26 protein-coding genes and 1 riboswitch are annotated in these 23,716 nt (G+C 36.8%); of the genes, 21 read left to right on the top strand and 5 right to left on the bottom strand.

The features are described from left to right. Nucleotides 1–112 precede the first annotated feature (112 nt). Both ORL93_RS21230 and ORL93_RS21225 read left to right on the top strand, forming a co-directional pair. Nucleotides 113–1,063 carry an L-lactate dehydrogenase gene (locus ORL93_RS21230; RefSeq protein ID WP_097795032.1) on the top strand — a complete coding sequence of 317 codons (951 nt, stop codon included), beginning with the start codon at nucleotides 113–115 and terminating at the stop codon, nucleotides 1,061–1,063. A 20-nt stretch (nucleotides 1,064–1,083) separates the two neighbouring features. Continuing rightward, a complete protein-coding gene (locus ORL93_RS21225) occupies nucleotides 1,084–2,097 on the top strand; it encodes a PTS sugar transporter subunit IIC (protein ID WP_018765007.1) in 1,014 nt (337 codons plus the stop codon). 67 nt (nucleotides 2,098–2,164) lie between these two features. Here the strand turns inward: ORL93_RS21225 and ORL93_RS21220 are convergent, their stop codons facing one another. Next, nucleotides 2,165–2,818, bottom strand: coding sequence for a phosphatase PAP2 family protein (locus tag ORL93_RS21220; protein WP_018782771.1), 654 nt, complete (start codon nucleotides 2,816–2,818; stop codon nucleotides 2,165–2,167). A gap of 141 nt (nucleotides 2,819–2,959) precedes the next feature. Here ORL93_RS21220 and ORL93_RS21215 point away from each other — a divergent pair, with 141 nt between their 5' ends. The 15 genes from ORL93_RS21215 to ORL93_RS21145 all read left to right on the top strand — a co-directional run bounded on the left by ORL93_RS21215 (nucleotide 2,960) and on the right by ORL93_RS21145 (nucleotide 16,589). Next, on the top strand, nucleotides 2,960–3,493 hold the full coding sequence (locus ORL93_RS21215; protein ID WP_018782772.1) for a hypothetical protein: 534 nt from the start codon (nucleotides 2,960–2,962) through the stop codon (nucleotides 3,491–3,493). 279 nt (nucleotides 3,494–3,772) lie between these two features. After that, nucleotides 3,773–4,138 (top strand): arsenate reductase family protein, encoded by a 366-nt coding sequence (locus ORL93_RS21210; RefSeq protein WP_003201715.1) that lies wholly within the window; start codon nucleotides 3,773–3,775, stop codon nucleotides 4,136–4,138. A gap of 41 nt (nucleotides 4,139–4,179) precedes the next feature. Beyond that, nucleotides 4,180–4,563 (top strand): glycine cleavage system protein GcvH, encoded by a 384-nt coding sequence (gcvH, locus tag ORL93_RS21205; RefSeq protein WP_006096504.1) that lies wholly within the window; start codon nucleotides 4,180–4,182, stop codon nucleotides 4,561–4,563. Nucleotides 4,564–5,012: 449 nt separating this feature from the next. After that, nucleotides 5,013–5,357: a toprim domain-containing protein gene (locus ORL93_RS21200; RefSeq protein WP_000263236.1), complete on the top strand. Its 345-nt coding sequence runs from the start codon at nucleotides 5,013–5,015 to the stop codon at nucleotides 5,355–5,357. A 3-nt stretch (nucleotides 5,358–5,360) separates the two neighbouring features. Then, complete coding sequence (locus tag ORL93_RS21195) at nucleotides 5,361–5,669, top strand: thioredoxin family protein (RefSeq protein WP_003201723.1); 309 nt, start codon at nucleotides 5,361–5,363, stop codon at nucleotides 5,667–5,669. Nucleotides 5,670–5,820: 151 nt separating this feature from the next. After that, a complete protein-coding gene (locus ORL93_RS21190; protein ID WP_018782774.1) occupies nucleotides 5,821–6,165 on the top strand; it encodes a hypothetical protein in 345 nt (114 codons plus the stop codon). Between the two features lie 125 nt (nucleotides 6,166–6,290). Continuing rightward, nucleotides 6,291–6,400, top strand: a riboswitch (SAM riboswitch). A gap of 265 nt (nucleotides 6,401–6,665) precedes the next feature. Continuing rightward, nucleotides 6,666–7,691, top strand: coding sequence for a methionine ABC transporter ATP-binding protein (locus tag ORL93_RS21185; RefSeq protein ID WP_003201726.1), 1,026 nt, complete (start codon nucleotides 6,666–6,668; stop codon nucleotides 7,689–7,691). Continuing rightward, a complete protein-coding gene (locus ORL93_RS21180) occupies nucleotides 7,684–8,349 on the top strand; it encodes a methionine ABC transporter permease (protein ID WP_018765001.1) in 666 nt (221 codons plus the stop codon). Before ORL93_RS21185 ends, ORL93_RS21180 begins: the two co-directional genes overlap by 8 nt. A 78-nt stretch (nucleotides 8,350–8,427) precedes the next feature. After that, a complete protein-coding gene (gene metQ, locus ORL93_RS21175) occupies nucleotides 8,428–9,237 on the top strand; it encodes a methionine ABC transporter substrate-binding lipoprotein MetQ (protein WP_018765000.1) in 810 nt (269 codons plus the stop codon). A gap of 235 nt (nucleotides 9,238–9,472) precedes the next feature. Then, the gene (sufC, locus tag ORL93_RS21170; protein ID WP_000929159.1) at nucleotides 9,473–10,258 is read left to right on the top strand and encodes a Fe-S cluster assembly ATPase SufC; all 786 of its coding nucleotides are present in this window, start codon (nucleotides 9,473–9,475) and stop codon (nucleotides 10,256–10,258) included. A 15-nt stretch (nucleotides 10,259–10,273) separates the two neighbouring features. After that, a complete protein-coding gene (gene sufD / locus ORL93_RS21165) occupies nucleotides 10,274–11,566 on the top strand; it encodes a Fe-S cluster assembly protein SufD (RefSeq protein ID WP_097795034.1) in 1,293 nt (430 codons plus the stop codon). Next, nucleotides 11,566–12,786, top strand: a complete 1,221-nt coding sequence (gene sufS / locus ORL93_RS21160; RefSeq protein WP_006096509.1) for a cysteine desulfurase SufS — start codon at nucleotides 11,566–11,568, stop codon at nucleotides 12,784–12,786. Before sufD ends, sufS begins: the two co-directional genes overlap by 1 nt. Beyond that, entirely contained in the window at nucleotides 12,776–13,207 is a 432-nt protein-coding gene (gene sufU / locus ORL93_RS21155; protein WP_018782777.1) for a Fe-S cluster assembly sulfur transfer protein SufU, read from the top strand. Before sufS ends, sufU begins: the two co-directional genes overlap by 11 nt. Before the next feature lie 48 nt (nucleotides 13,208–13,255). Further along, a complete protein-coding gene (gene sufB, locus ORL93_RS21150; RefSeq protein ID WP_003201740.1) occupies nucleotides 13,256–14,653 on the top strand; it encodes a Fe-S cluster assembly protein SufB in 1,398 nt (465 codons plus the stop codon). Between the two features lie 397 nt (nucleotides 14,654–15,050). Next, nucleotides 15,051–16,589 (top strand): thiol-activated cytolysin family protein, encoded by a 1,539-nt coding sequence (locus tag ORL93_RS21145; RefSeq protein WP_265959453.1) that lies wholly within the window; start codon nucleotides 15,051–15,053, stop codon nucleotides 16,587–16,589. Between the two features lie 339 nt (nucleotides 16,590–16,928). On the opposite strand, the gene ORL93_RS21140 is transcribed toward ORL93_RS21145, so the two are convergent. The 3 genes from ORL93_RS21140 to ORL93_RS21130 are packed head-to-tail and all read right to left on the bottom strand — an operon-like array spanning nucleotide 16,929 to nucleotide 18,770. Then, nucleotides 16,929–17,534 (bottom strand): ABC-2 transporter permease, encoded by a 606-nt coding sequence (locus tag ORL93_RS21140; protein WP_018782877.1) that lies wholly within the window; start codon nucleotides 17,532–17,534, stop codon nucleotides 16,929–16,931. Continuing rightward, nucleotides 17,527–18,393, bottom strand: coding sequence for an ABC transporter ATP-binding protein (locus ORL93_RS21135; RefSeq protein WP_265959452.1), 867 nt, complete (start codon nucleotides 18,391–18,393; stop codon nucleotides 17,527–17,529). The genes ORL93_RS21140 and ORL93_RS21135 overlap by 8 nt, the downstream gene beginning before the upstream one ends. Nucleotides 18,394–18,398: 5 nt before the next feature. Next, nucleotides 18,399–18,770, bottom strand: a complete 372-nt coding sequence (locus ORL93_RS21130) for a GntR family transcriptional regulator (RefSeq protein ID WP_003208951.1) — start codon at nucleotides 18,768–18,770, stop codon at nucleotides 18,399–18,401. A gap of 584 nt (nucleotides 18,771–19,354) precedes the next feature. Between ORL93_RS21130 and ORL93_RS21125 the strand changes: the two genes are divergently transcribed. From ORL93_RS21125 to yunB, 4 genes are all read left to right on the top strand, one after another. Beyond that, on the top strand, nucleotides 19,355–19,597 hold the full coding sequence (locus ORL93_RS21125) for a hypothetical protein (protein WP_218923461.1): 243 nt from the start codon (nucleotides 19,355–19,357) through the stop codon (nucleotides 19,595–19,597). A 247-nt stretch (nucleotides 19,598–19,844) separates the two neighbouring features. Then, nucleotides 19,845–21,260 carry a bifunctional metallophosphatase/5'-nucleotidase gene (locus ORL93_RS21120; RefSeq protein ID WP_306474326.1) on the top strand — a complete coding sequence of 472 codons (1,416 nt, stop codon included), beginning with the start codon at nucleotides 19,845–19,847 and terminating at the stop codon, nucleotides 21,258–21,260. 67 nt (nucleotides 21,261–21,327) lie between these two features. Further along, complete coding sequence (locus tag ORL93_RS21115; protein WP_003201652.1) at nucleotides 21,328–21,630, top strand: YunC family protein; 303 nt, start codon at nucleotides 21,328–21,330, stop codon at nucleotides 21,628–21,630. A 55-nt stretch (nucleotides 21,631–21,685) separates the two neighbouring features. After that, the gene (yunB, locus tag ORL93_RS21110; RefSeq protein WP_003201655.1) at nucleotides 21,686–22,423 is read left to right on the top strand and encodes a sporulation protein YunB; all 738 of its coding nucleotides are present in this window, start codon (nucleotides 21,686–21,688) and stop codon (nucleotides 22,421–22,423) included. A 158-nt stretch (nucleotides 22,424–22,581) separates the two neighbouring features. Here the strand turns inward: yunB and ORL93_RS21105 are convergent, their stop codons facing one another. Then, nucleotides 22,582–23,580: a M23 family metallopeptidase gene (locus ORL93_RS21105; RefSeq protein ID WP_097794098.1), complete on the bottom strand. Its 999-nt coding sequence runs from the start codon at nucleotides 23,578–23,580 to the stop codon at nucleotides 22,582–22,584. Nucleotides 23,581–23,716 lie beyond the last annotated feature (136 nt).

Raw genomic sequence — 23,716 nt, 5'->3', positions numbered from 1 at the left:
CACATACTTTGTGCGATGTTTCACAAAGCATCCATGGTTTCTATAGTGAGAATCTCTATAATGAAGAGTGTAAAGAACAAAAACATTACATGATTACATAGGAGAGGTTCTTATGAATAGAAACACAAGAAAAATCGCAATTATTGGTACTGGATTAGTTGGATCAAGCTGTGCGTATTCAATTGTGAATCAAGGTATCTGTGAAGAGTTGGTATTAATTGATATAAATCATGAACGTGCAGTTGGAGAAGCGATGGATTTATCACACTGCATTAACTTTACAAATACAAGAACAAAAGTGTATGCAGGCGATTATGAGGACTGCAAAGATATGGACATTGTTATTATTACAGCGGGTCCAGCTCCAAAACCAGGACAAAGTCGTTTGGATACTTTAGGAGCAAGCGCGAAAGTTATGGAAAGTGTTGTAGCAGGTGTAATGGAAAGCGGATTTGACGGTATCTTCTTAATTGCATCGAATCCAGTTGATATTATTACTTATCAAGTTTGGAAATTATCTGGTTTACCAAGAAATCGTGTGCTTGGTACAGGTACATCATTAGACTCTTCACGCTTAAGAACAATTTTATCTGAAATGCTTGAAGTAGACCCTCGTAGCATTCATGGTTACTCATTAGGTGAGCATGGTGATTCACAAATGGTTGCTTGGTCTCACGTAACAGTTGGTGGAAAACCAATTTTGCAAATTTTAGAAGAGCAAAAAGAACGTTTCGGTGAAATCGATTTAGATGAAATTGTTGAGAAAACTGCTAAAGCTGGTTGGGAAATTTATAAACGTAAGGGTACTACTTATTATGGAATTGGTAACTCACTCGCTTATATTGCAAGTTCTATCTTTAATGATGATCACCGCGTGATTGCTGTTTCAGCAATTTTAGATGGTGAATATGGCGAATATAATATTTGTACAGGTGTACCAGCAATTATTACAAGAGATGGTGTAAAAGAAGTTGTAGAACTAAACTTAACAGAAGTTGAAGAAGACCGATTTGCACAATCAAATGATGTTTTACGTGACTATATGAAAACAACTGGTTACTAAACTAGGAGAAGGTGAAATAGATGAAGGAATATATAATGTCTCGTGTATTTAAAGGTTCTGCCGGAATTGCACAAGGTATTTTCGTATCCCTTGGAATTGGTTTACTTATCGAAAATATAGGAAGAATTGTTGATATTCCGATGTTAATTACAATTGGAGTTGTTGCGAAATCACTGATGGCACCAGCAATTGGAGCAGGGATTGCTTTCATGCTTGGGGCAAACGGACTTGTCATTTTCTCAGCGATGGTTGCAGGAGCGATTGGAGCAGGGTCGATTTCGATGACTGAAGCCGGCTTAATTATTAAAACTGGTGAACCAATTGGTGCGTTATTAACAGCAACTCTAGCGGTTTATATCGGTAAAAGATTAAGCGGAAAAACTGCTTTAGATATGATGCTCGTTCCATTTGCAGCAATATTAGGGTCTGGTATAGTTGGTATTTGGTTATCTCAAAATATTAGTCCTGTATTAAATACAGTTGGCGCATTTATTAAAGACAGCTCAGCTGGTAGTCCATTTATTGCTTCGATCGTGCTTGCGGTTGTTTGGGGGCTATTACTTATCTCTCCAGCTTCATCAGCAGCTCTAGCAATTGCACTTAGCCTAGACGGTGTTGCAGGCGGCGCAGCACTTGCAGGATGTGTCGCTCAATTTATCGGATTCGCTGTTATCTCCGCAAAAGAAAACAATTTAGGTGGTATTTTAGCACAAGCACTTTGTACTCCGAAAGTACAGTTGCCAAACATTACTAAAAATCCAATGATTCTCGTCCCAACTGTCGTTGCTAGCGCCATTGTGGGTCCTGTTTCTGCACTGATTTTCCACTTGGAAGCAGGTAAAGAAATTGCAGGTCTTGGATTAAGCTCTCTTATTGCACCAATTAACTTAATTTCCAGCCAAGGATTCGGTGTTGTACCAGCAATGGTCATCACTTATATCGTAATCCCAGTAGCTGTTTCTTATATACTTTACAGCGCGTTAAAAAAAGCCGGCCGTATTCATTCTGGCGATATGACTGTGCCGCAATCTTAAGTTACAATTGAAAATCTCCTTTATATAGATAAAAGCAGACTGAAGAAGCCACAGTCTGCTTTTTTGTTTACATTTTATAGGTTTGTCTCGCAGGAATTGTAATCGTGTCTTTTCGGTTTACTAGTAAAAGCTGCACACCGAAGTATAGTGTACTCGCAACTGCCATACCGGAAATAGCATCTAAGAAAGCATGCTGCTTTGTAAATAGCGTCGATAAAACAATGAGTGTACCAAAGAAAGTAAGGATCAAATATTCCCATCTATGCTGCTCTCTTCGCTTATAAGCAGCTAACATAATTACAAATGTTGTGAGAACGTGGATGCTAGGAAAACAGTTTACAGGTTGATCAATGCTATAAATATAGCGAACTAAGTCAGAAAATACATCTGTCCCTACTACTGTTGGACGTGGTACGGTTGTTTGCCAAAAGTAGTAAATCGAAAAGCACGTAAGCTTTCCTAGGATAACGCTGCTTAATGTTACATAATATTGTTTTCGATCTTTAAAGCAATAATAAATGAGTGCGCCGTATAAGTATGGGAACCAAATTAAATACGGAATAATAAATGCCTTCACAAATGGAATCCAATCATCAACTACTGTTGTAACATCAACAGCATGAACACCAGATTTATTCAGTACATCGTAAAGGGGACTTACGAGTACGAGTAGAAGTATATAACTTAATGGAAGAAAAGATGAAAGTTTATATTTTTTCATGACTATCTCCTAGTGTTTAGTAATGTAAGTAAATCCAGTTGATTATAATATAGAAAATCAAAATGGGCTATTGATTTTACTTACATTTTTTTGCATTAACCTTACATTTTTGTCACTTGACTTTTAATGGGAGGATGAGATATGAAACGTTTGCTTATTTTGTTGGTTCTTATATTGTTATGTCTCGTGGGAGCTGGATGTGCAAAGAATAAGGATGTGCCATCTGCTTTAGAGTATAGCGGGAGAGCGCTTGTAATTGGAGTTATCGGTGAGGCGCCAAAGGATACATTTAGAAACATAAAGTTTGTGAAGGTGAATTTAGATCAGATAAAAGAGAAATCAGAGAAAGTCGACGGATTTCTCGTTATGAAAGAATATTTTCAAGAAGCATCAGAAGAAAAATATACAGAGCTATTTTTAGGGTTAAAAAAGCCAGTGTTTTTTATCGGTTTAAAGGATAAGCCATATTTGATTTTTATAGAAAAAGATTTGGATTATAACAATGCACCAACAGATAAAGCAATGATGTATACACAAGGATTTGTAAATCTAGGAAGTAGTGAAGGACAGTATTGGGGCACTGGTTTATACAATGATACGATTTCGGAGCAAAGTATTCATAATATGTATATATACGTATTTCAAACGATTGCAGATTATTTGAGCAGGCATTGAGAAGCTCCGGACTAGGGGCTTTTTATTTTTTAGTTATTTAAATAAACGTTTGTTTAAGATGTATGTTCGGTCTAAATGATACATAATGAATGAAGAGGGGAAATTTTTATATTTATTTTTTTATATATTATTTTTCTTTAAATGGCGGAAAATAAGGAAAATTTGCAGGATAAAAGAAAATTGTCGCGAAATAAGTTAAAGTTTGGAGAAGAATCGTTTGAAATAATAAAACGTTTTCTATATGATAAAGGTAAAGGTTAGTAAAAAGTAGGTGAATTTATGGCAGTAACATTTTATTCATATCCAAAGTGTGGCACATGTCAAAAAGCAAAAAAATGGTTTGAGGCAAACGATGTAGCATATGAAATGATTCATATTGTTGAAAATCCACCATCAAAAGAAGATTTGCGTAATTTACATGCGAAAAGTGAATTGCCATTAAAAAAATTCTTTAATACAAGTGGAATGCGTTACCGTGAACTTGGCTTAAAAGATAAGTTAAAAGATGCAAGTGAGGACGAAATGTTTGAGCTATTAGCATCTGATGGCATGTTGATTAAACGTCCAATCGTAACAGATGGCACGAATGTAACACTTGGTTTTAACGAAGAGCAGTTTGAAAGTGTGTGGAAAAAGTACCAATAAGGTATTTTTACATAATTAATACATTCACTGGAGGTACAGTCATGAGCATTCCAAATCATTTACGTTACTCTGAAGAACACGAATGGGTAAAAACTGAAGGCAACGAAGTTGTTATCGGTATTACTCATTTTGCACAAAGTGAGTTAGGCGATATCGTATTCGTTGAACTTCCTGAAGTAGGTGCAACAATTGAAGCTGACGAGCCATTCGGAAGCGTAGAATCTGTTAAAACAGTTTCTGAATTATACGCACCTGTAAGTGGTAAAGTTGTGGCAGTAAACGAAGAATTAAGCGACCAACCAGAACTTGTTAACGAATCTCCGTACGAAGGTGCATGGATGGTTAAGATTGAACTTTCTGATGCAAGTGAAGTAGAGAAGTTATTATCTGCAGAACAATACGCAGAAATGACAAACCAAGACTAATTTTAGTCGAGATAAAAAGGACAGCCTATGTGCTGTCCTTTTTATTTTTCATTGCGTAAAAGGACACCTTCTGTGCTAGAAACTTCATCCCCCTCACATTCTGAGCGAGCCGCCTGCGCTTTTCTTTTAATCCAGCTCCAGCGGCAAGGATGCTCGGTGGCTTCTCTTCTTCCTACGAGGCAAAAAAGCGCCTTTACGTCAGGAACTCCAACGTCCTTCTGTTCTGAGCGAGCCGCTTCCACTTTTCTTTATCCAGCTACGCCTCCTAGTCCTTCATGTCTAAGAACCTTCCGCACAAGAAGACAAAAAACGCCTTCTGTGCGAAAGCGCCTTAGCCAACAGGGCTAAACAGTTTCACAAAAATAAACAGGAAACAACATGAAAAGAACGAATATACTATATACTAAAGTAAGGTTGTTTTATAGTATATGGTGATCGGGTGATGACATATGGTCTATGTAGAGAAAGTCATTATTGTCGAAGGAAAATCAGATAGAAGAAAGATTGAATCTATTATTCGCGAACCAGTGGAAATTGTTTGTACAAATGGTACAATTGGTTTGTCGAAAATGGATGAACTCATTGATCAGTTTTTTGATAAAGAAGTATATGTGCTAGTGGATGCTGATGCTGCAGGTGAAAAGCTCAGAAAACAATTTCGTAAAGAATTTCCGCAAGCTGAGCATATTTACATTGATCGTTCGTATCGTGAAGTGGCAACTGCTCCTTCTAATCATTTAGCGAACGTATTATGGGGAGCTGACATTGACGTTTATACAGAATATTTACGGTAAGGAATGATAGAAGTGATTGACTGGACAGGTGCTGAAGCTACAGCTTTAATAGCAGACCAAGAAAAAACAGTGTTATATGTATATACACCGATGTGTGGAACATGCCAATTAGCAAAGAAGATGTTAACAGTTGTAGAAGCTACTATATCTAATTTGGAAATAGGAATGCTAGATTTAAATTACGCTCCGCATTTAGCGCGAGAATATGAGGTAGAAAGTGTACCTTGTTTACTCGTATTTGAGCGGGGAACACTTATGAAGAAAATATATGCATTTCATTCAGTTGAATATTTATATACGGAATTACAGTAGGCGGCAATGTTTTTGCCGCCTCGACATATTTCTTGGGAATATGCCTGAAAGATAGAAGTGATACGTTATTTGTCGAGAGAAAGTAACAGGATTGCCCTTTAAGAAGATGGAATGGTATTTAGTAGAAAGTGATATGAAGGATGTGATTAGAATGGGATTATATTCGTTGCTTCAATCATTTGTAACGTATGCCAATAGCCAATATCATTTAGAGCCACTTCTACGGCAAGGAGAAAAAATAATTAATATCCGTTTGGGAGCTGAGTGTTATTCACTTCAAATCTCAAGAGAGTATATACAAATTTTGAAAGGAACCGAGGGAACAGAACAAATTGTTTGTTTTGGGGAGGAAGACCTACAGCGATTAGTTACTGGGAATATTCGGTTACAAACTTTAATTAATAATGGGCGTGTACACTATTCTGGAACGTATCGCACGATGCTATTATTTGAATCAGTGTTTCATATATGTAAACCAATGCCGGTAGGTGCTTAATATTCCGAAGTTTCGTTTTTTGTGAAAATTCCTGTTGACATAGTGGGTGTATATTGATACAATTCAATTCATAAAATATAGACAATTTCATAAATTTCAAATCAGACGAAAATTGAATCTGATTTCTCTTATCAAGAGAGGTGGAGGGACTGAGCCCTATGAAACCCGGCAACCGTCAACTTTTATGTTGAAATGGTGCCAATTCCTGCAAAGCAAATGCTTTGAGAGATGAGAGAAAGGGATAATGTTGATATACGCATATAAACCTTTCTGCTCATTCTAGAGGCAGAAAGGTTTTTTTGTTGTTTGAATGAGGAGGACGTTCGAATAATAAAAAGAGCCGCTTATGCGTTTTAAGAAATCTAGCTCCAGCGGCTAGAACATTCGGTCGTTTCACCCCTTCCTGCGAGGTGAAAAGCGCCTCTATGTCAGGGGTTCCAACGCCCTCTTGTTCTGAGCAAGCCGCTTGCGCTTTTTAAATCAAAAAGGGGTGATACACCATGATTCTATTAGAGAATGTAAAGAAGATATATAAGTCAAAAAGCGGTGATGTCACTGCTGTGGATAACGCCAATTTAAAAATAGAGAAAGGTGAGATATTTGGTGTTATCGGATATAGTGGTGCTGGGAAAAGTTCTTTAATTCGATTGTTTAATCAATTAGAGAAGCCAACTTCCGGACAGATTACGATAGCTAATCGAGTTATTTCCACAATTACAGGGAGTGAACTTCGAAAGGCAAGACAAGAAATTGGAATGATTTTTCAGCATTTTAACTTACTGTGGTCACGAACTGTACGTGAAAATATCGCTTTTCCACTTGAAATTGCAGGTGTAGATAAAGTGCAGCGAAGAAAGCGTGTGGATGAGTTGATTCATCTTGTTGGATTAGAAGGTAGAGGTGATGCGTATCCATCTCAGTTGAGCGGTGGGCAAAAGCAACGCGTTGGGATTGCAAGAGCATTAGCGAATAATCCAAAGGTGCTCTTGTGTGATGAAGCGACATCAGCACTTGATCCAGAAACCACAGATCAAATTTTAGATTTACTATTAGATATTAATAAACGTCTTGGATTAACAATTGTACTGATTACACATGAAATGCATGTGATTCAAAAGATTTGTAATCGTGTTGCGGTAATGGAAAAAGGAAAAATTGTGGAGACTGGTCCTGTACTAGATGTATTCCGTAATCCACAGCAGGAGATTACAAAGCGTTTTGTTAAGCAAATAACAGATTCTGAAGATGCGGATGAAGCAATTGAACATTTAGCAGAGAAGTATCCGGAAGGCAAGGTTGTAAAGTTGCAATTTATTGGTGAAGTAGTAGAAAGACCTGTCTTGCAGGAACTTATGAAGCAAGATGGCGTGGAAGTAAGCATTCTGCAAGGGAACATTGCACAAACGGCAAACGGGGCGTATGGAAGTTTAATTGTCCACTTAAATGGTGCTGAAGATGTGGTTGCAAAAGCAATTGCGACGATTCAACAAGAGCAAGTCGAGCTGGAGGTGATTGCACATGGATAATTTGTTTCAAAATGTCGATTGGGACAAAATGCTAGAGGCTACGGGAGAAACGTTATACATGACGGCAGTTGCCGCGCTTGCAACGTTTGTCTTAGGTCTTATTTTGGGATTGCTACTGTTTCTGACAGGAAAAGATAATCTCTGGGAAAACAAGCCAGTTAATATTGTAATTGGTGCGTTTGTAAATATTTTTCGTTCGATCCCGTTTATTATTTTAATCATTTTACTTATTCCATTTACGAAGCTTCTTCTAAACACGATTCTCGGTGCAAGTGCCGCATTACCAGCATTAATTGTAGGGGCAGCACCGTTCTATGCGAGAATGGTCGAAATCGCACTTCGTGAAATTGATAAAGGTGTCATTGAAGCATCAAAGGCGATGGGAGCAAAGACAAGTACAATTATTTTAAAAGTACTTATCCCAGAATCTTTGCCAGCGCTTGTTTCCGGGATTACGGTAACAGCTATTGCGCTTGTCGGTTACACAGCAATGGCTGGAGTGGTCGGAGCAGGTGGACTTGGTACACTTGCTTATTTAGAAGGGTTTCAGCGCAATAATAGTGATGTAACGCTTATGGCAACAATTCTTGTACTTGTGATTGTATTTATCATTCAGATGCTTGGTGACTTGCTCACGAAGCGTCTTGATAAAAGATAAAGAGAAGTCTTCGTGTAAGACGAAGACTTCCTACAGATTTTTAATTTTGAATATTAAAAAAAGAAAGGGTGTCATAACATGAAAAAGGTATTACTTTCAGCACTTCTTGCTGTATTTGTGTTTGCATTAGCTGCTTGTAGCGGCGGAAAAGACGAAAAGAAACTTGTAGTTGGTGCTTCTAACGTACCGCATGCAGTTATTCTAGAAAAAGCGAAACCAATCTTAGAGAAAAAAGGGATTAAATTAGATATTAAGCCATTCCAAGATTACGTATTGCCAAATAAAGCACTAGCTGATAAAGATCTTGATGCAAACTATTTCCAACATATTCCGTATTTAGATAAAGAGATTCAAGAAAAAGGATACAAATTTGTAAATGCAGGGAAAATTCATTTAGAGCCGATGGGGATTTACTCAAAGAAATATAAAAACTTAAAAGATCTTCCAAACGGCGGAACAGTGATTATGAGTAATAACGTATCAGAGCGTGGACGTATGTTAGGACTTCTGCAAAAAGGCGGCGTTATTAAACTGAAAGATGGCGTAGATATCGTTAAAGCGACAGAAAAAGATATTGTGGAAAATCCGAAAAACTTGAAGTTTAAAACAGATGTGGAGCCAGGTCTTACACCAAAATTATATGAGAACAACGAAGGTGACGCATTATTCATTAACTCAAATTATGCAATTGATGCAAAATTAAACCCAACAAAAGATGCAATTGCTCTTGAAGGATCAGAGTCTCCTTATGCAAATATTATTGCGGTTCGTAAAGGTGACGAAAATAGAAAAGAAATTAAAGAACTTGTAGAAGTGTTACACTCAAAAGAAATTCAAGATTTTATTAAGAAAGAATATAAGGGCGCTGTACTTCCAGTAAGTGAATAGGCGTAGGAAAGGGCTAGGAAATTTCTAGCCCTTTTTTCTTTATATATAAGAAGAAAAGTGTATCATAATAGGGTGTGAGGGAAATGATTATATACATTTGTGAAAAAATTGTTACATTTTCTCAGCGTTTGCGATATCATTTTATTTGATATAAAATTAGAATGAGAATAAAATGAGAATGTGAATGTTTTAGGAATTTTTAAAATGTATATAGAGGATTAATGGAGGTATTGAGATGGCTGGTTCTACATTAACGGTTAAAGACTTACATGTATCAATCGATGGTAAAGAAATTTTAAAAGGTGTAAACCTTGAAGTAAAAGGTGGAGAAATCCACGCAATTATGGGACCTAATGGAACAGGTAAATCAACTTTATCTTCTGCAATTATGGGTCACCCAAAATATGAAGTGACAGAAGGAAGCATCATCATCGACGGTGAAGATGTATTAGAAATGGAAGTAGATGAGCGCGCACAAGCGGGTCTATTCCTAGCAATGCAATATCCAAGTGAAATTAGCGGAGTAACAAACGCTGACTTCTTACGTTCTGCAATTAATGCACGACGCGAGGAAGGCGATGAAATTTCTCTTATGAAATTTATCCGTACATTAGATAAAAACATGGAATTCCTAGAAATGGATCCAGAAATGGCACAACGTTACTTAAACGAAGGTTTCTCTGGCGGTGAGAAAAAACGTAACGAAATTCTTCAATTAATGATGATTGAGCCAAAAATCGCAATCTTAGACGAAATCGACTCTGGTCTTGATATCGATGCATTAAAAGTTGTATCTAAAGGTATTAACGAAATGCGCGGCGAAGAGTTCGGCTGCCTAATGATTACGCATTACCAACGTTTATTAAACTACATTACTCCAGACTTCGTTCACGTTATGATGAACGGTCGCATCGTTAAATCTGGTGGCCCTGAGCTTGCACAACGTCTAGAAGCTGAAGGCTACGACTGGATCAAAAAAGAATTAGGTATTGAAGACGAAACAGCAGAGCAAGAAGCGTAAGAGAGGAGCATAAATATGACAATCGGTACATTACCTTTCGATCAAGAAACAATCCGTCAGCGCGCAAGCGAAGTAAACGAAGCTGCTTGGTTGACTGAGTTCCGCTTACAAGCTCTTGCACAAGCAACTGAACTTCCAATGCCAACGCCTGATAAAACAAAAATCGATAAATGGGACTTTATCGGAAAAGGCCACACTGCTAAGCAAGAGCCTGTAAGTTCTTTAACGGAACTTCCAGAAGCAGTGAAAAATTTAATCGATGAAAATAACAGCGTACTAGTACAACGTACAGGTACAACAGCATTTGTTTCTTTAGCTGATGAAGCAAAAGAAAAAGGTGTTATTTTCACAGATATCGTAACAGCTGCAACTGAGCATGCTGAATTAGTACAAAAGTATTTAATGAAAGACGGCGTGAAAGTGGATGAGCATCGTTTAACAGCACTTCATGCAGTATTAATCAACGGCGGTGCATTTGTATATGTTCCGAAAAACGTTGTTCTTGAAACACCACTTCAAGCTGTATTCTTAGTAGACGGCGAAGAAGCAAATGTATATAACCATGTATTATTTGTAGCTGACGCGAACAGTTCTGCAACATATGTAGAAAACTACGTAGCAAATGAAACTGTTACAGGTATTGCAAACATCGTGGCAGAAGTAATCGTAGAACAAGGTGCACAAGTGAAATTTGGTGCAGTTGATCTATTAGCGAAAGATGTAACAACTTACGTAAACCGCCGCGGCGTTGTAGGACGTGACGGCCGTATTGAGTGGGCATTAGGTCTTATGAATGACGGAAATACAATTTCAGAGAATGTAACGAACTTAATGGGCGACGGATCATTTGCTGATACAAAAACAGTAACAATTGGCCGTGGTAACCAAACACAAAACTTTACAACTAAAGTTGTTCACTTCGGTAAACACTCTGAAGGATTCATTTTAAAACACGGTGTACAAACAGATAGCGCAACATCTATCTTTAACGGAATTGGTAAAATTGAACACGGTGCATCTAAATCAAATGCACAACAATCTTCTCGCGTTCTTATGTTAAATGAGAAAGCTCGCGGCGATGCAAACCCAATTCTTCTAATTGATGAAGACGATGTAATGGCAGGTCACGCAGCTTCTGTAGGCCGCGTAGATCCAGTACAACTATACTACTTAATGAGTCGTGGTATTCCGAAGAAAGAAGCAGAACGTTTAGTCATCCATGGATTCTTAGCACCTGTAGTGAATGAGCTTCCAATTGAAGGAGTAAAAGCACAGCTTGTTGAGGTAATTGAAAGGAAAGTTCGCTAATGGATATTCATGAAATACGCAAACAGTTTCCAATTCTTGATCAAAAAGTGAACGGCAAACAACTTGTTTATTTCGATAGTGCAGCAACTTCTCAAAAGCCAATTCAAGTCATTGAAACGTTAGAACGTTACTATAAAGAATACAATTCTAACGTGCATCGCGGTGTTCATACGCTCGGTACGAAAGCTACCGATGCGTATGAAGGTGCACGTGAGAAGGTTCGCAAGTTTATTAACGCGAAATCAATGGAAGAAGTTATTTTCACACGCGGAACAACAACTGCATTAAATACAGTAGCAGCAAGCTATGGTCGTGAAAATGTAAAAGAGGGCGATGAAATCGTCATCTCTTACATGGAGCATCATAGTAATATTATTCCGTGGCAACAAGTTGCGAAGAAAACAGGCGCAACTTTAAAATATCTTCCGCTTCAGCCAGACGGAACAATCTCATTAGAAGATGCACGTCAAACAATTACACCGAATACAAAAATCGTTTCTATTATGTATGTGTCTAACGTACTTGGAACGATTAACCCTGTAAAAGAAATTGCAGAAATCGCTCATCAAAATGGTGCAATCATGGTCGTTGACGGTGCACAAAGTACACCTCATATGAAAGTGGATGTACAAGATTTAAACTGTGATTTCTACGCATTATCCGCTCATAAAATGTGCGGGCCTACAGGTGTCGGCGTATTATATGGTAAGAAAGAATTGCTAGACAATATGGAGCCAATTGAATTTGGCGGCGAAATGATTGATTTCGTAGACTTACAAGATTCTACGTGGAAAGAGCTTCCGTGGAAGTTTGAAGCAGGTACACCGATTATCGGTAATGCGATCGGACTTGGAGCGGCAATTGATTTCCTAGAAGAAATCGGTCTTGATAATATTGAAAAGCATGAACATGAATTAGCGCAGTACGCTTTAGAAAGACTATCAGAAGTAGATGGCGTTACAATTTATGGACCAAAGCATCGCGCTGGTCTTGTTACATTTAATATTGATGAAGTACATCCGCATGATGTAGCAACAGTATTAGATGTAGAAGGCATTGCGGTTCGCGCAGGACATCACTGTGCACAACCGCTTATGAAGTGGCTAAAAGCTTCTTCTACAGCACGTGCAAGCTTCTATTTATATAATACAAAAGAAGAAATTGATACATTTGTTGAAGCGCTAACGAAAACAAAGGAGTATTTCACAAATGTCTTTTAATAATTTAGATACGTTATATCGTCAAGTTATTATGGATCATTATAAAAATCCTCGTAACCATGGCGTGTTAGATGATAGTGTTACAGTTAATTTGAACAATCCAACTTGCGGCGATCGTATTCAACTTACGATGAAAGTAGAAGAGGGAATTGTTAAAGAGGCGAAGTTTGAAGGAGAAGGTTGTTCGATTTCTATGTCTTCGGCTTCGATGATGACGCAAGCAGTAAAAGGAAAGAAAATTGAAGAAGCACTTCAGCTTTCTAAAATTTTCTCTGATATGATGCTAGGAAAAGAGTATGATGACAGCGTAGATTTAGGAGATATTGAAGCATTACAAGGCGTATGCAAGTTTCCAGCACGTATTAAATGTGCAACATTAGCTTGGAAAGCGTTAGAAAAAGGCTTAAACGAAGATAAGTAATGTTACAGGTTCCTAAACACGAGGTTATCTAAGGAGGGACATACCAACATGGCGAAGAAACTGCCAGATATCGGCGATTATAAATATGGTTTCAAGGATAAAGACGTTTCGATTTTCCGTGCAGGACGCGGCTTAACAAAAGAAATCGTTGAAGAGATTTCACGTATGAAAGAAGAACCACAGTGGATGTTAGACTTCCGTTTAAAATCACTGGATAAATTCTACGAAATGCCAATGCCACAATGGGGCGGCGACTTAAACGACTTAGATTTCGATGAAATTACGTACTACGTAAAACCATCTGAGAAATCTGAGAAGTCTTGGGATGAAGTACCTGATGAAATTAAAGCGACATTTGATAAATTAGGTATTCCAGAAGCTGAGCAAAAATATTTAGCTGGTGTATCTGCACAGTACGAATCTGAAGTTGTATACCACAACATGAAAGAGGACCTAGAAGCTCTAGGAATCGTCTTCAAAGATACAGATAGCGCATTAAAAGAGAACGAAGATATTTTCCGTGAGCATTTCGGAAAAGTAATCCCACCAACTGACAACAAATTCGCAGCATTAAACTCTGCAGTTTGGTCTGGTGGATCGTTCATCTACGTTCCAAAAGGTATCAAAGTTGATACACCGCTTCAAGCGTATTTCCGTATTAACTCTGAAAATATGGGACAATTCGAGCGTACGCTTATTATTGTAGACGAAGGCGCACATGTACACTACGTAGAAGGTTGTACAGCTCCTGTTTACACAACAAATTCACTGCACAGTGCGGTAGTAGAAATCATCATTAAGAAAGATGCATATTGCCGTTACACTACAATCCAAAACTGGGCAAACAACGTATACAACCTAGTTACAAAACGTGCTGTTTGTGAAGCAAACGCAACGATGGAATGGATTGATGGTAACATCGGATCTAAATTAACGATGAAATACCCAGCAGTTATCTTAAAAGGCGAAGGCGCTCGTGGTTTAACATTATCTATCGCGATTGCTGGTAAAGGCCAACACCAAGATGCTGGTGCGAAAATGATTCACTTAGCACCAAACACATCTTCAACAATCGTTTCTAAATCGATTGCGAAACATGGTGGTAAAGTAACGTACCGTGGTATCGTACACTTCGGACCAAAAGCGACAAACTCTCGCTCTAACATCGAATGTGATACGTTAATCATGGATAACCAATCAACATCTGATACAATTCCTTACAACGAGATCAAAAACGATCACGTTTCACTTGAGCACGAAGCGAAAGTGTCAAAAGTATCAGAAGAACAATTATTCTACCTAATGAGCCGCGGTATCTCTGAGCAAGAAGCTACAGAAATGATCGTAATGGGCTTCATTGAGCCATTCACTCGCGAACTTCCAATGGAATACGCAGTTGAAATGAACCGTCTAATCAAGTTTGAGATGGAAGGTAGTATCGGTTAATTTAAAAGTAGAAGCGCCCTGTTTACAGGGCGCTTTTTTAATTGGATGAAAATATATCAATCGTTTCTCCCGATATATCGGTGTTATTTTTGAAATAACGGTGTTTTGACACGATATAAAGACCTTGCGACGATGTTGGACATGTGAAAAGCCGCTGAAAAACTATCTAGTTTGAGTAAGTGAAAAAATTTTATCAATATACAAAAATTAAGATTTTATGATATAATTTTTTAAAAAAGGAGGTGAGTATTTTAAGAGTTCTAAACCATGTTGAAGGAATAAAATTACTAGTGTGTTTATTAGTTGGTTTATGTACTATTAATTATTCGTTTATTTCCTTCGCTGAAACATAAACAAGTAATTTAGCTGATGCAACAAAATTATTCTAAAAAAGGAGTTGAGTTTTTTGAAAATTAAAAAAAGTATTAAAGGAATAAAATTACTAGCATGTTTATCAATTGGCTTATGCACTATTAATTATTCTTCTATTTCCTTCGCGGAAACAAAAACAGGTAATTCAGCTGATGCAACAAAAAAAGCTATTGACATTGATACTGGCATAGCAAATCTTAAGTATAATAATCAAGAGGTTTTAGCAGTAAATGGTGATAAAGTAGAGAGTTTTGTTCCGAAAGAAAGTACAAATTCAAATGGTAAATTTGTAGTAGTTGAACGTGAGAAAAAATCACTTACAACTTCACCAGTCGATATTTCGATTATTGATTCTGTGGCTAATCGTACTTATCCAGGAGCAGTACAACTTGCAAATAAAGCTTTTGCGGATAATCAACCTAGTTTGTTAGTAGCTAAGAGAAAACCTTTGAATATTAGTATAGACTTACCTGGCATGAGAAAAGACAATACAATTACTGTCCAAAATCCTACATATGGTAATGTGTCTGGAGCAGTAGATGAATTAGTATCTACTTGGAATGAAAAGTATTCAAAAACACATACGTTACCTGCAAGAATGCAGTATACAGAATCTATGGTGTATAGTAAATCTCAAATAGCAAGTGCTCTTAATGTTAATGCTAAATATCTTGACAATGCACTGAACATTGATTTTAAAGCGATTGCAGATGGAGAGAAAAAAGTGATGGTTGCGGCATATAAGCAAATCTTTTATACCGTAAGTGCAGAACTACCTAACAATCCATCAGATCTTTTTGATAATAGTGTTACTTTTGGTGAGTTAACTCGTAAAGGGGTAAGTAATGCGGCTCCGCCTGTTATGGTTTCAAATGTAGCTTATGGTAGAACAGTTTATGTGAAATTAGAAACATCATCTAAGAGCAAAGATGTACAAGCTGCTTTTAAAGCCTTAATTAAGGGTCAAGGCGTTGAAGCGAGTGGACAGTACAAAGATATTTTTGAAGACAGTACCTTTACCGCTGTAGTATTAGGCGGAGATGCAAAAGAGCATAACAAGGTTGTTACAAAAGATTTTAATGAAATCCGAAATATCATTAAAGATAATGCGGAATTAAGTTCTAAAAATCCAGCATACCCAATTTCATATACAAGCACTTTCTTAAAAGATAACGCAACTGCTGCTGTTCATAACAATACAGATTATATTGAGACTACAACTACAGAATATTCTAGTGCTAAAATGACGCTTGATCATACTGGTGGATATGTTGCTCAATTTGATGTATCTTGGGATGAATTCTCATATGATCAAAATGGAAAAGAAGTACTAACCCATAAAACTTGGGAAGGAAACAACAGAGACAGAACTGCTCATTTCAATACAGTTATACCACTTCCGCCGAATTCAAAAAATGTAAAAGTTGTAGCAAGAGAATGTACAGGTCTTGCATGGGAATGGTGGAGAACAATTATTAATGAACAAAATGTTCCATTAACAAATGAAATAAAAGTTTCAATTGGAGGAACGACATTATACCCAAGTGCTAATATTAGTCATTAGTTAATAGAGGTACTATATGATTATAATGTAACGACAGATAACTAAGGTGATGTATACGCCTTAGTTATCTTTTCATTCAATGAGAGTACAATGTAAAGGATAATATTTTAAAAATCCCGTCACATCAATATTTGTATCCCATCTATACTGAAAATAAAATTAGTTTAATTTTAAATTTAACAAATCACTTACGATGATATTAGATATGTTATACAAAAAATATTTTGAAATTAATTTTCGTACATAAATAAAATCCGATGAAATCTCACCGGATTTTGCTCCTTCAAAAAGATAACATATTCAATTTTTATTTTATTGTACAATACCGAAAATTCCGAATTAAAATGCTTTACGTTGATAAATGATTAATGATACCCCACATGAAATGATATAAGCACATACGATAATCATCGTAGCTATGGCATACAAAGTAGGTATAGATAAGCTGAAAATAGTATCAGTAACGGTACTAAACTCTGTTGCAAGAAATTGTACAGCACCTGGACCAAAAGCAGTTAATACTAAAAATAAAGCCATAATAATCAAAAGCATATGATCTTGTTTAAATTGATAAAATAGTGGAAATGTAATGGCTGCAAATAGCAAAAATAATGCATTGCCCATTACAATATGCTCTACAGTAAATGACTTTTGGAAGATGATAAGCATTGCGCTTGTTACAGCAATTGCCAACAACATGTAAACAATTGCTCCAATATAACGTGAAGCGACAATTTCCTTACGTGTATATGGCAAAGAATTTAATAAAATATTTGTTTCTGCCTTTGCATCATAGGCATGCGTATTAAATGGAATCAAAATACTTGCAATCGTAAATATTAAAATAGGGTGCTTGTTCATCACAATAAAAAAGATAATGAAGCCTAAATAAACTAGTAATTGTTTCTTCTGTAAAATTAAATCGCGCTTGATTAAATTAAGCATGGTGCCCTACTCCTTTCGAGTAATACATAATATCTTCTAATGAGGCGCGTTCAATCATAACCTCATTACCAAAAATTTGTTCAACTTCAGCTACATTATTTGTTAATGCCTCAAAGCCAGTCGGTGCACGATGAATATGCATAAAGGCTTTTTCTGTATCGCGATCTAATAAATCCGTACTGCCTTTTACTAATGCATAGTTTTCTTCCACCTCATGAATTGACTGATTAAACATTAATTGTCCCTTTTTTAAAAAGGCAATAAAATCAGCGATGCGATCTAAATCCGTCGTAATATGTGTAGAGAAGAAAATTGTGCGATTGCCATCAAGCATTAATTCATGCAGTAAATTGAGTAACTCACGTCTAAATATTGGGTCTAAACCTGCTGTTGGCTCATCCATAATAATCAACTCAGCATGATGTGATAGAGCAAGTGCTAATGAAGCCTTCATCTGCATACCTTTTGAAAAAGTTTTAATCGCTTTATTCATCGGCAGTTCAAACTGCTCTACATACTGCTTAAATATCATCTCGTCCCAATTTTTGTAAGCGGGTGCGACCATTCGCTTAATATCCTTTAGATTTAAGCCCTCATAAAATACGTTATTATCAAAAACAAAACCGATGCGCTCCTTAATTTCCTTTTCATGTGATGCGTAGTCTAAGCCGAAAATTTTAATCTCACCTGCATCTGGCTTTAATAAGTTCATCATCATTTTAATGGCTGTCGACTTCCCAGCACCATTTGCGCCAATGAAGCCTGTTACAAATCCTTTTTTGATTTGTAAATTTAATTGCTCTATCGAAAAACCTTGAAATGTTTTACTAACATTGTGTAGCTCTACTATATTCTCCATACATTTTACTCCTCATATAAAATAGTTAATAATTCTCGCAGTTCCGTTAAGGGTAGTCCAATTTCCTTACTATTCGTAATGACAGACAATAACTGTTCTTCAATAACTTTTAATTTTTTCTCACGTACTACATCTAAATTTTGTTCAGCAACAAAAGAGCCCTTACCTACAATCGAATAAATAAATCCTGTTCTTTCTAGCTCCTCATACGCGCGCTTTGTCGTAATAATACTGACTTGCAAATCCTTGGCGAGCTGGCGCATTGATGGGAGTGTCGTTCCCTCTTTTAAATCACCACTCAAAATTAGTGATTTTATTTGATTGGTAATTTGTTCGTAAATCGGCTCCTTAGAACTGTTTGAAATAATTATTTGCATGCAAATCCCTCTTAGTCTTTATATTGTATATACACTCTATATACAATATATAAATTTTATATCAAAAATGCAATGATTTTCCAGATTTTTTTTGTAAAGGGTACTCATGTAAATGAATAGTAGGTTTAATCATGGGAGTGAGTATATTCAAATTTATCCCGTAAAAGCTCGATTGGTTGAACTAATAATCAGTGGGGGATGAAGAAAATCCCCACTGATTAAAATTTCACCTTATTTTAGATAGCGTATCAAGAATGTTATAAGTGTGAATGCAAACGTCTATTATGTGTAGTTAAAACATTTAGAAATCCCCTTAAAAATTTTTAAGGAATTTCTAAAAAATAGATAAATGGGAATAACGGGAGGTGGAACATATGAAGCAATTTGCGAAAGGAGCATGGAGAAAAAAGTATGGGAAATTGTAAAAGAAAGCATTTATATTGCAGCAACATTTATTACAACTTATCTTTTCTTTATTTTCTAAAACAGAAGCTATCCCAGTATATGGGATAGCTTCTGTTTAAACGGTCTAAGTATTCAAAAAAGATAAAGAGTTTTGTTAGCTGTACCGTAAAAATTCCAAAGTGTTAAAGTCGTACGATGGGCGCTTTTACGGTTCCCTAAATCCAAATGCTCCAATAAGAACAGGGATGAGTAATATGAAAATAACAGCTAGAAGTGGAACAAAAATACCGACAAACTTCCATTTGCTTGGTTCGTTCTTGTTTATAGCTATCATGCTGAATATGAGGCCGAGGATGATGCAAGCGGTGCTAATAAAAAAGAAAATGATTGGTAAAAAACTTAAATTTGCTGCAAGGGCATAACTGAGTGAAAATGAAACAACTCCAGCTAATGTAACCCACAGAGAGAGAAAGCTATATTTGTTAAACAAAGGAATCACTTCCATACATCCATTTTAGTGTGGAAATTTTCTAATTAAAAGGTATCTTTTTGCTTTTTTCCCCAATCAGAGTACAATGTAAAATAGCAAGAAAAGGCGAAAAGTATTTACAGGATTATTGCAAGTAGATAGCGTAAAAGGCAGTAAGGAATTGAGAGGAGGTTTTTTCTCTGGATATAAATAAAGAAACAATCATTCACCTTTATCATACAAACGATATACATAGTCATTTTGAAAACTGGCCGCAAATTTCTCGGTTTGTACAAGAAGAGAAAAAGCGCAGACAGAAAGCAGGAGAATCTGTTTTTACATTAGATATTGGCGATCATGTGGATCGTTTTCATCGTATAACGGAAGCAACGAATGGAAAGGGCAATACGAAATTATTAAACGAAGCGTTATATGATTATGTAACGATTGGAAATAACGAAGGAATTACATTAGCGAAGGAGCATCTTGGACATTTATATGATGAAGCGAATTTTGAGGTGCTTGTAGCTAATTTATTTGAAAGAGATGGAACGTGTCCTAATTGGGTAAAACCGTACAAGTTGCATACAACTGCAGATGGAGTTACAATCGCTTTTATCGGCTTAACGGTAGCTTATCCAGAGTTCTATGAAATGCTGGATTGGCATATTGAAGATCCGATTGCACATTTGGAAGTAATTTTAGAAGAAGTGAAAGAAAAAGCTGATGTTACTGTCGTTCTTTCTCATCTTGGAAAGAATGCAGATGAGTATATGGCAGAGCATTATGATATTGATGTTATTTTAGGGGCACATACGCATCATTTGTTTGAGCGTGGTGTTCTTGTGAATGGGACTTTGCTTTGCTGTGGAGAAAAGTGGGGGCATTATGTCGGACATGTTCAGCTAACGGTGGATCTAGAGACAAAAAGAGTGACAGAAAAGGATGGGAGAGCGATTCGTACAAATCGTCTGTCAGCTTACGGAGAGTCATTGCCGACGATTGAAGCGTTAGAGAAAGAAAGCGAACTCATTATGGCAGATCCGATTGTTGAGTTAAAAGAACCATTGCCGATTGATTGGTTTCAGGAGACACAAATTTCCCGTATGTTAGCAAGTGCATTAAAAAAATGGTGTAATGCGGAAATTGGGATGGTCAATGCGGGTGTGTTATTAGAAGGATTAGAAGAAGGAATTGTAACGCGCGGAGATATCCACCGCATTTGTCCACATCCTATTAATCCATGTGCACTAAAAGTAAAAGGAAAAACATTACGAGATGTTATTTTAAAAGCACGTCGTCCAAATATGGAACAACTTGAGGTAAAAGGCCTTGGTTTTCGTGGGAAAGTTATGGGGAAAATGATTTATGATGGTCTGGAAGTTACATTAGATACGATTCCTGGAAATAAAATTTTACTCGAAGATGTATTGATTAATGGAGAATCATTAGAGTTAGAACGTATATACACTATCGGAACGATTGATATGTTTACATTCGGGTACTTATACCCAGAACTATCCACACTTTCTGAAAAACAATATTATATGCCAGAGTTATTGCGAGATGTGTTAACAGAGATGTTGATAACTTATACATCTTCCATCAAACTATAGGCTAGTTAACCTGTAACACTCATTTTTCTCTTTTCATAAAGATAAGAAAGAGAGGAGTGTGTGAACTATGGTTAATGTGGAACCAATTATCATTGATAACTATACGTTTATAGCGGTTAGCGTAAAGCTTCCGAAAACAAATTTGCTGGCTGTTATGAGCGATAAGGGATATATTATGTGTGGAGCTTTAGATGTCGGTCTATTAAACGAGAAGTTAGGGGACCGAGGTATTATTGCTGGCCGCGCAGTTGGTGTGAGAACGATTGAGCAGCTTCTTGAAGCGCCGCTTGAATCGGTAACGACTGAAGCCGAGGCTCTAGGCATTCCAGCAGGAACAATTGGAAAAGATGCTTTATTAAAAATGATATAAGTATATATCGTCCCTCTTTCTTGCATAGAAATGATATAAGAAGGAGGGTTTTTTTATGCGTACATTTCGTCCAAAAGCTTCGCGTTTCCGAAAAGGACCACTCCCCTTTCGGCATGTACTACTCATTTCGTTTATCATTTTTTTATTGTTAACTTTACAAGGATTCTGGATTGTGAATAAAAGTATTCAACCTACATTAATAAAATATGGAGAAACGCAGACACATAAAATGGCAACGGTTGTGATGACGAAAGCGGTAAAGGATCGAATTAAGGAAGGGTTTGATGTGGATTCATTAATGAAAGTACAAAACGATAAGAATGGAAGAGTATCCACAATCGATTTAAATACAAAGCAAGTAAATGAGATTTTGACATCGACTACTGCATACATAGAGAAATATTTGCATCAAGTGGAGAAGGGGGATATGAAGGCACTCGGTCTTCCAGAAGAGAGCGGAGTGTCAATGTCTGTTCCTCTTGGACGCATAACGGATAATGCACTCCTTGGTAATTTAGGGCCGAATATTCCGATTGATTTTACAACAATTGGTCATGTGAATACGGATATTAAGCAAAATGTAAAACCGCATGGAATTAACAATACAGCGATTGAAGTTGTTATGGAGGTACAGGTTACGCTACAGGTAATTATTCCATTTCGTACAAAAGAAATTACAGTAAAACAAAATATCCCAATTGCAACGCGAATTGTACAAGGAGAGGTACCATCTTATTATGGAAGCGGCGGAGTTGTTATGCCAGATAGTAAAGGGAAGAAAGCGGATGATTAAATCATTCGCTTTTTTATGTTGTATTGCTTTTTTAAGCTAATGCTAAAAAATATGGAAAATTTTATCGAATAAAGCAAAGGATTAACAAAATATGTATTATAACGGATGAGTAAGTTTGAAAAGACATTATAGGACCTAAAAGGAAACAACCGTAGCAATTAGCTACGGTTATTTTTTAAATTCGCACGTTCTTTCCGCTCCCACAAACTTAAATGCATATACGGATCAAAAGCCCATTCTGTATACCCGTTGTCTTTATATAATCCAAAGTGCAAGTGTGGTGGGAACTTTCCAGCTGTACCAGGAGGTCCATAACCTGTGTTACCAACGAAGCCAAGAACGGTTCCTGGCTCTACAATTTGTCCTAGCTGTATTTCTTTAGAAAAGCCACCTAAATGTGCGTAATAATGATAATTGTTATATAAATCACGAATGCCGATGCGCCAACCACCAAGGCGATTCCAACCTTTTGTTTCAATAACGCCGTAGCAGGTAGATCTTACTGGTACACCGTGCCTTGCGAAAATATCGGTGCCTTCATGAATACGTCTTCCTCCAAAACTCCGCCCAGCGCCAAATGTACTACGGTAGCTATTGTCGCTATGGACAGGAAGAGGGAAAGCATTCCCTTCTAAGTTAATACGACCATAGTGCTTATAGATTCGAGCATATTCGGTAATTAATTCAACCGTTTTTGCACGTCTATAATATTCCCAGAGCATAATTTTAATACGGTCTTCTGAAGCCCCTTGCTTTTTTATAATAGTTGCCATTGTATGCAAAAGATCTCGGTCGTTATTTGCATTTGCAATTCCATCTTTATCGCCATCTAAACCAATCCCCCCAAACAGAGAAATCGTGTGGGGAAGAGTATCGTTAGTAGAACCATTGGCAGGTCCAGCCCACATTTCTGGTTTAAAGTAAATTGATATGATAGCATCGGGCTTTTTCGGAATATCTTTTCTTACGCTCCGTATATTGCGTTCATATTGATCAATTGCGGCTAAGTAATACCATGGAATATTAGCATCTTTTTCAGTTTCTTTATATAGTGTCATGCGCTTTTCGTATATTTGATTTTGATTCACTTCACCATAGGCAATGCCTTGCCCAAGAAGAAAACAAATAGAAAGCAATAAGGCAATCTTTCGAGGCATGAAAATAAACTCCTTTCACAACATCACTCTTTCTAGTGTGGGATATACGAGATATTTCATTATAGTAAATCATTGGTAAAAATTCTTGGAATCTTCATTTGAGCAAATCGCTTTCATACGTTAGAATAGATATGTT

The sequence above is a fragment of the Bacillus sp. DHT2 genome, from assembly GCF_026241455.1.
Lineage (GTDB): Bacteria > Bacillota > Bacilli > Bacillales > Bacillaceae_G > Bacillus_A > Bacillus_A pseudomycoides.
Note: the sequence above shows the minus strand (reverse complement) of the source record. Positions and strands in the feature narration are given on the sequence as shown.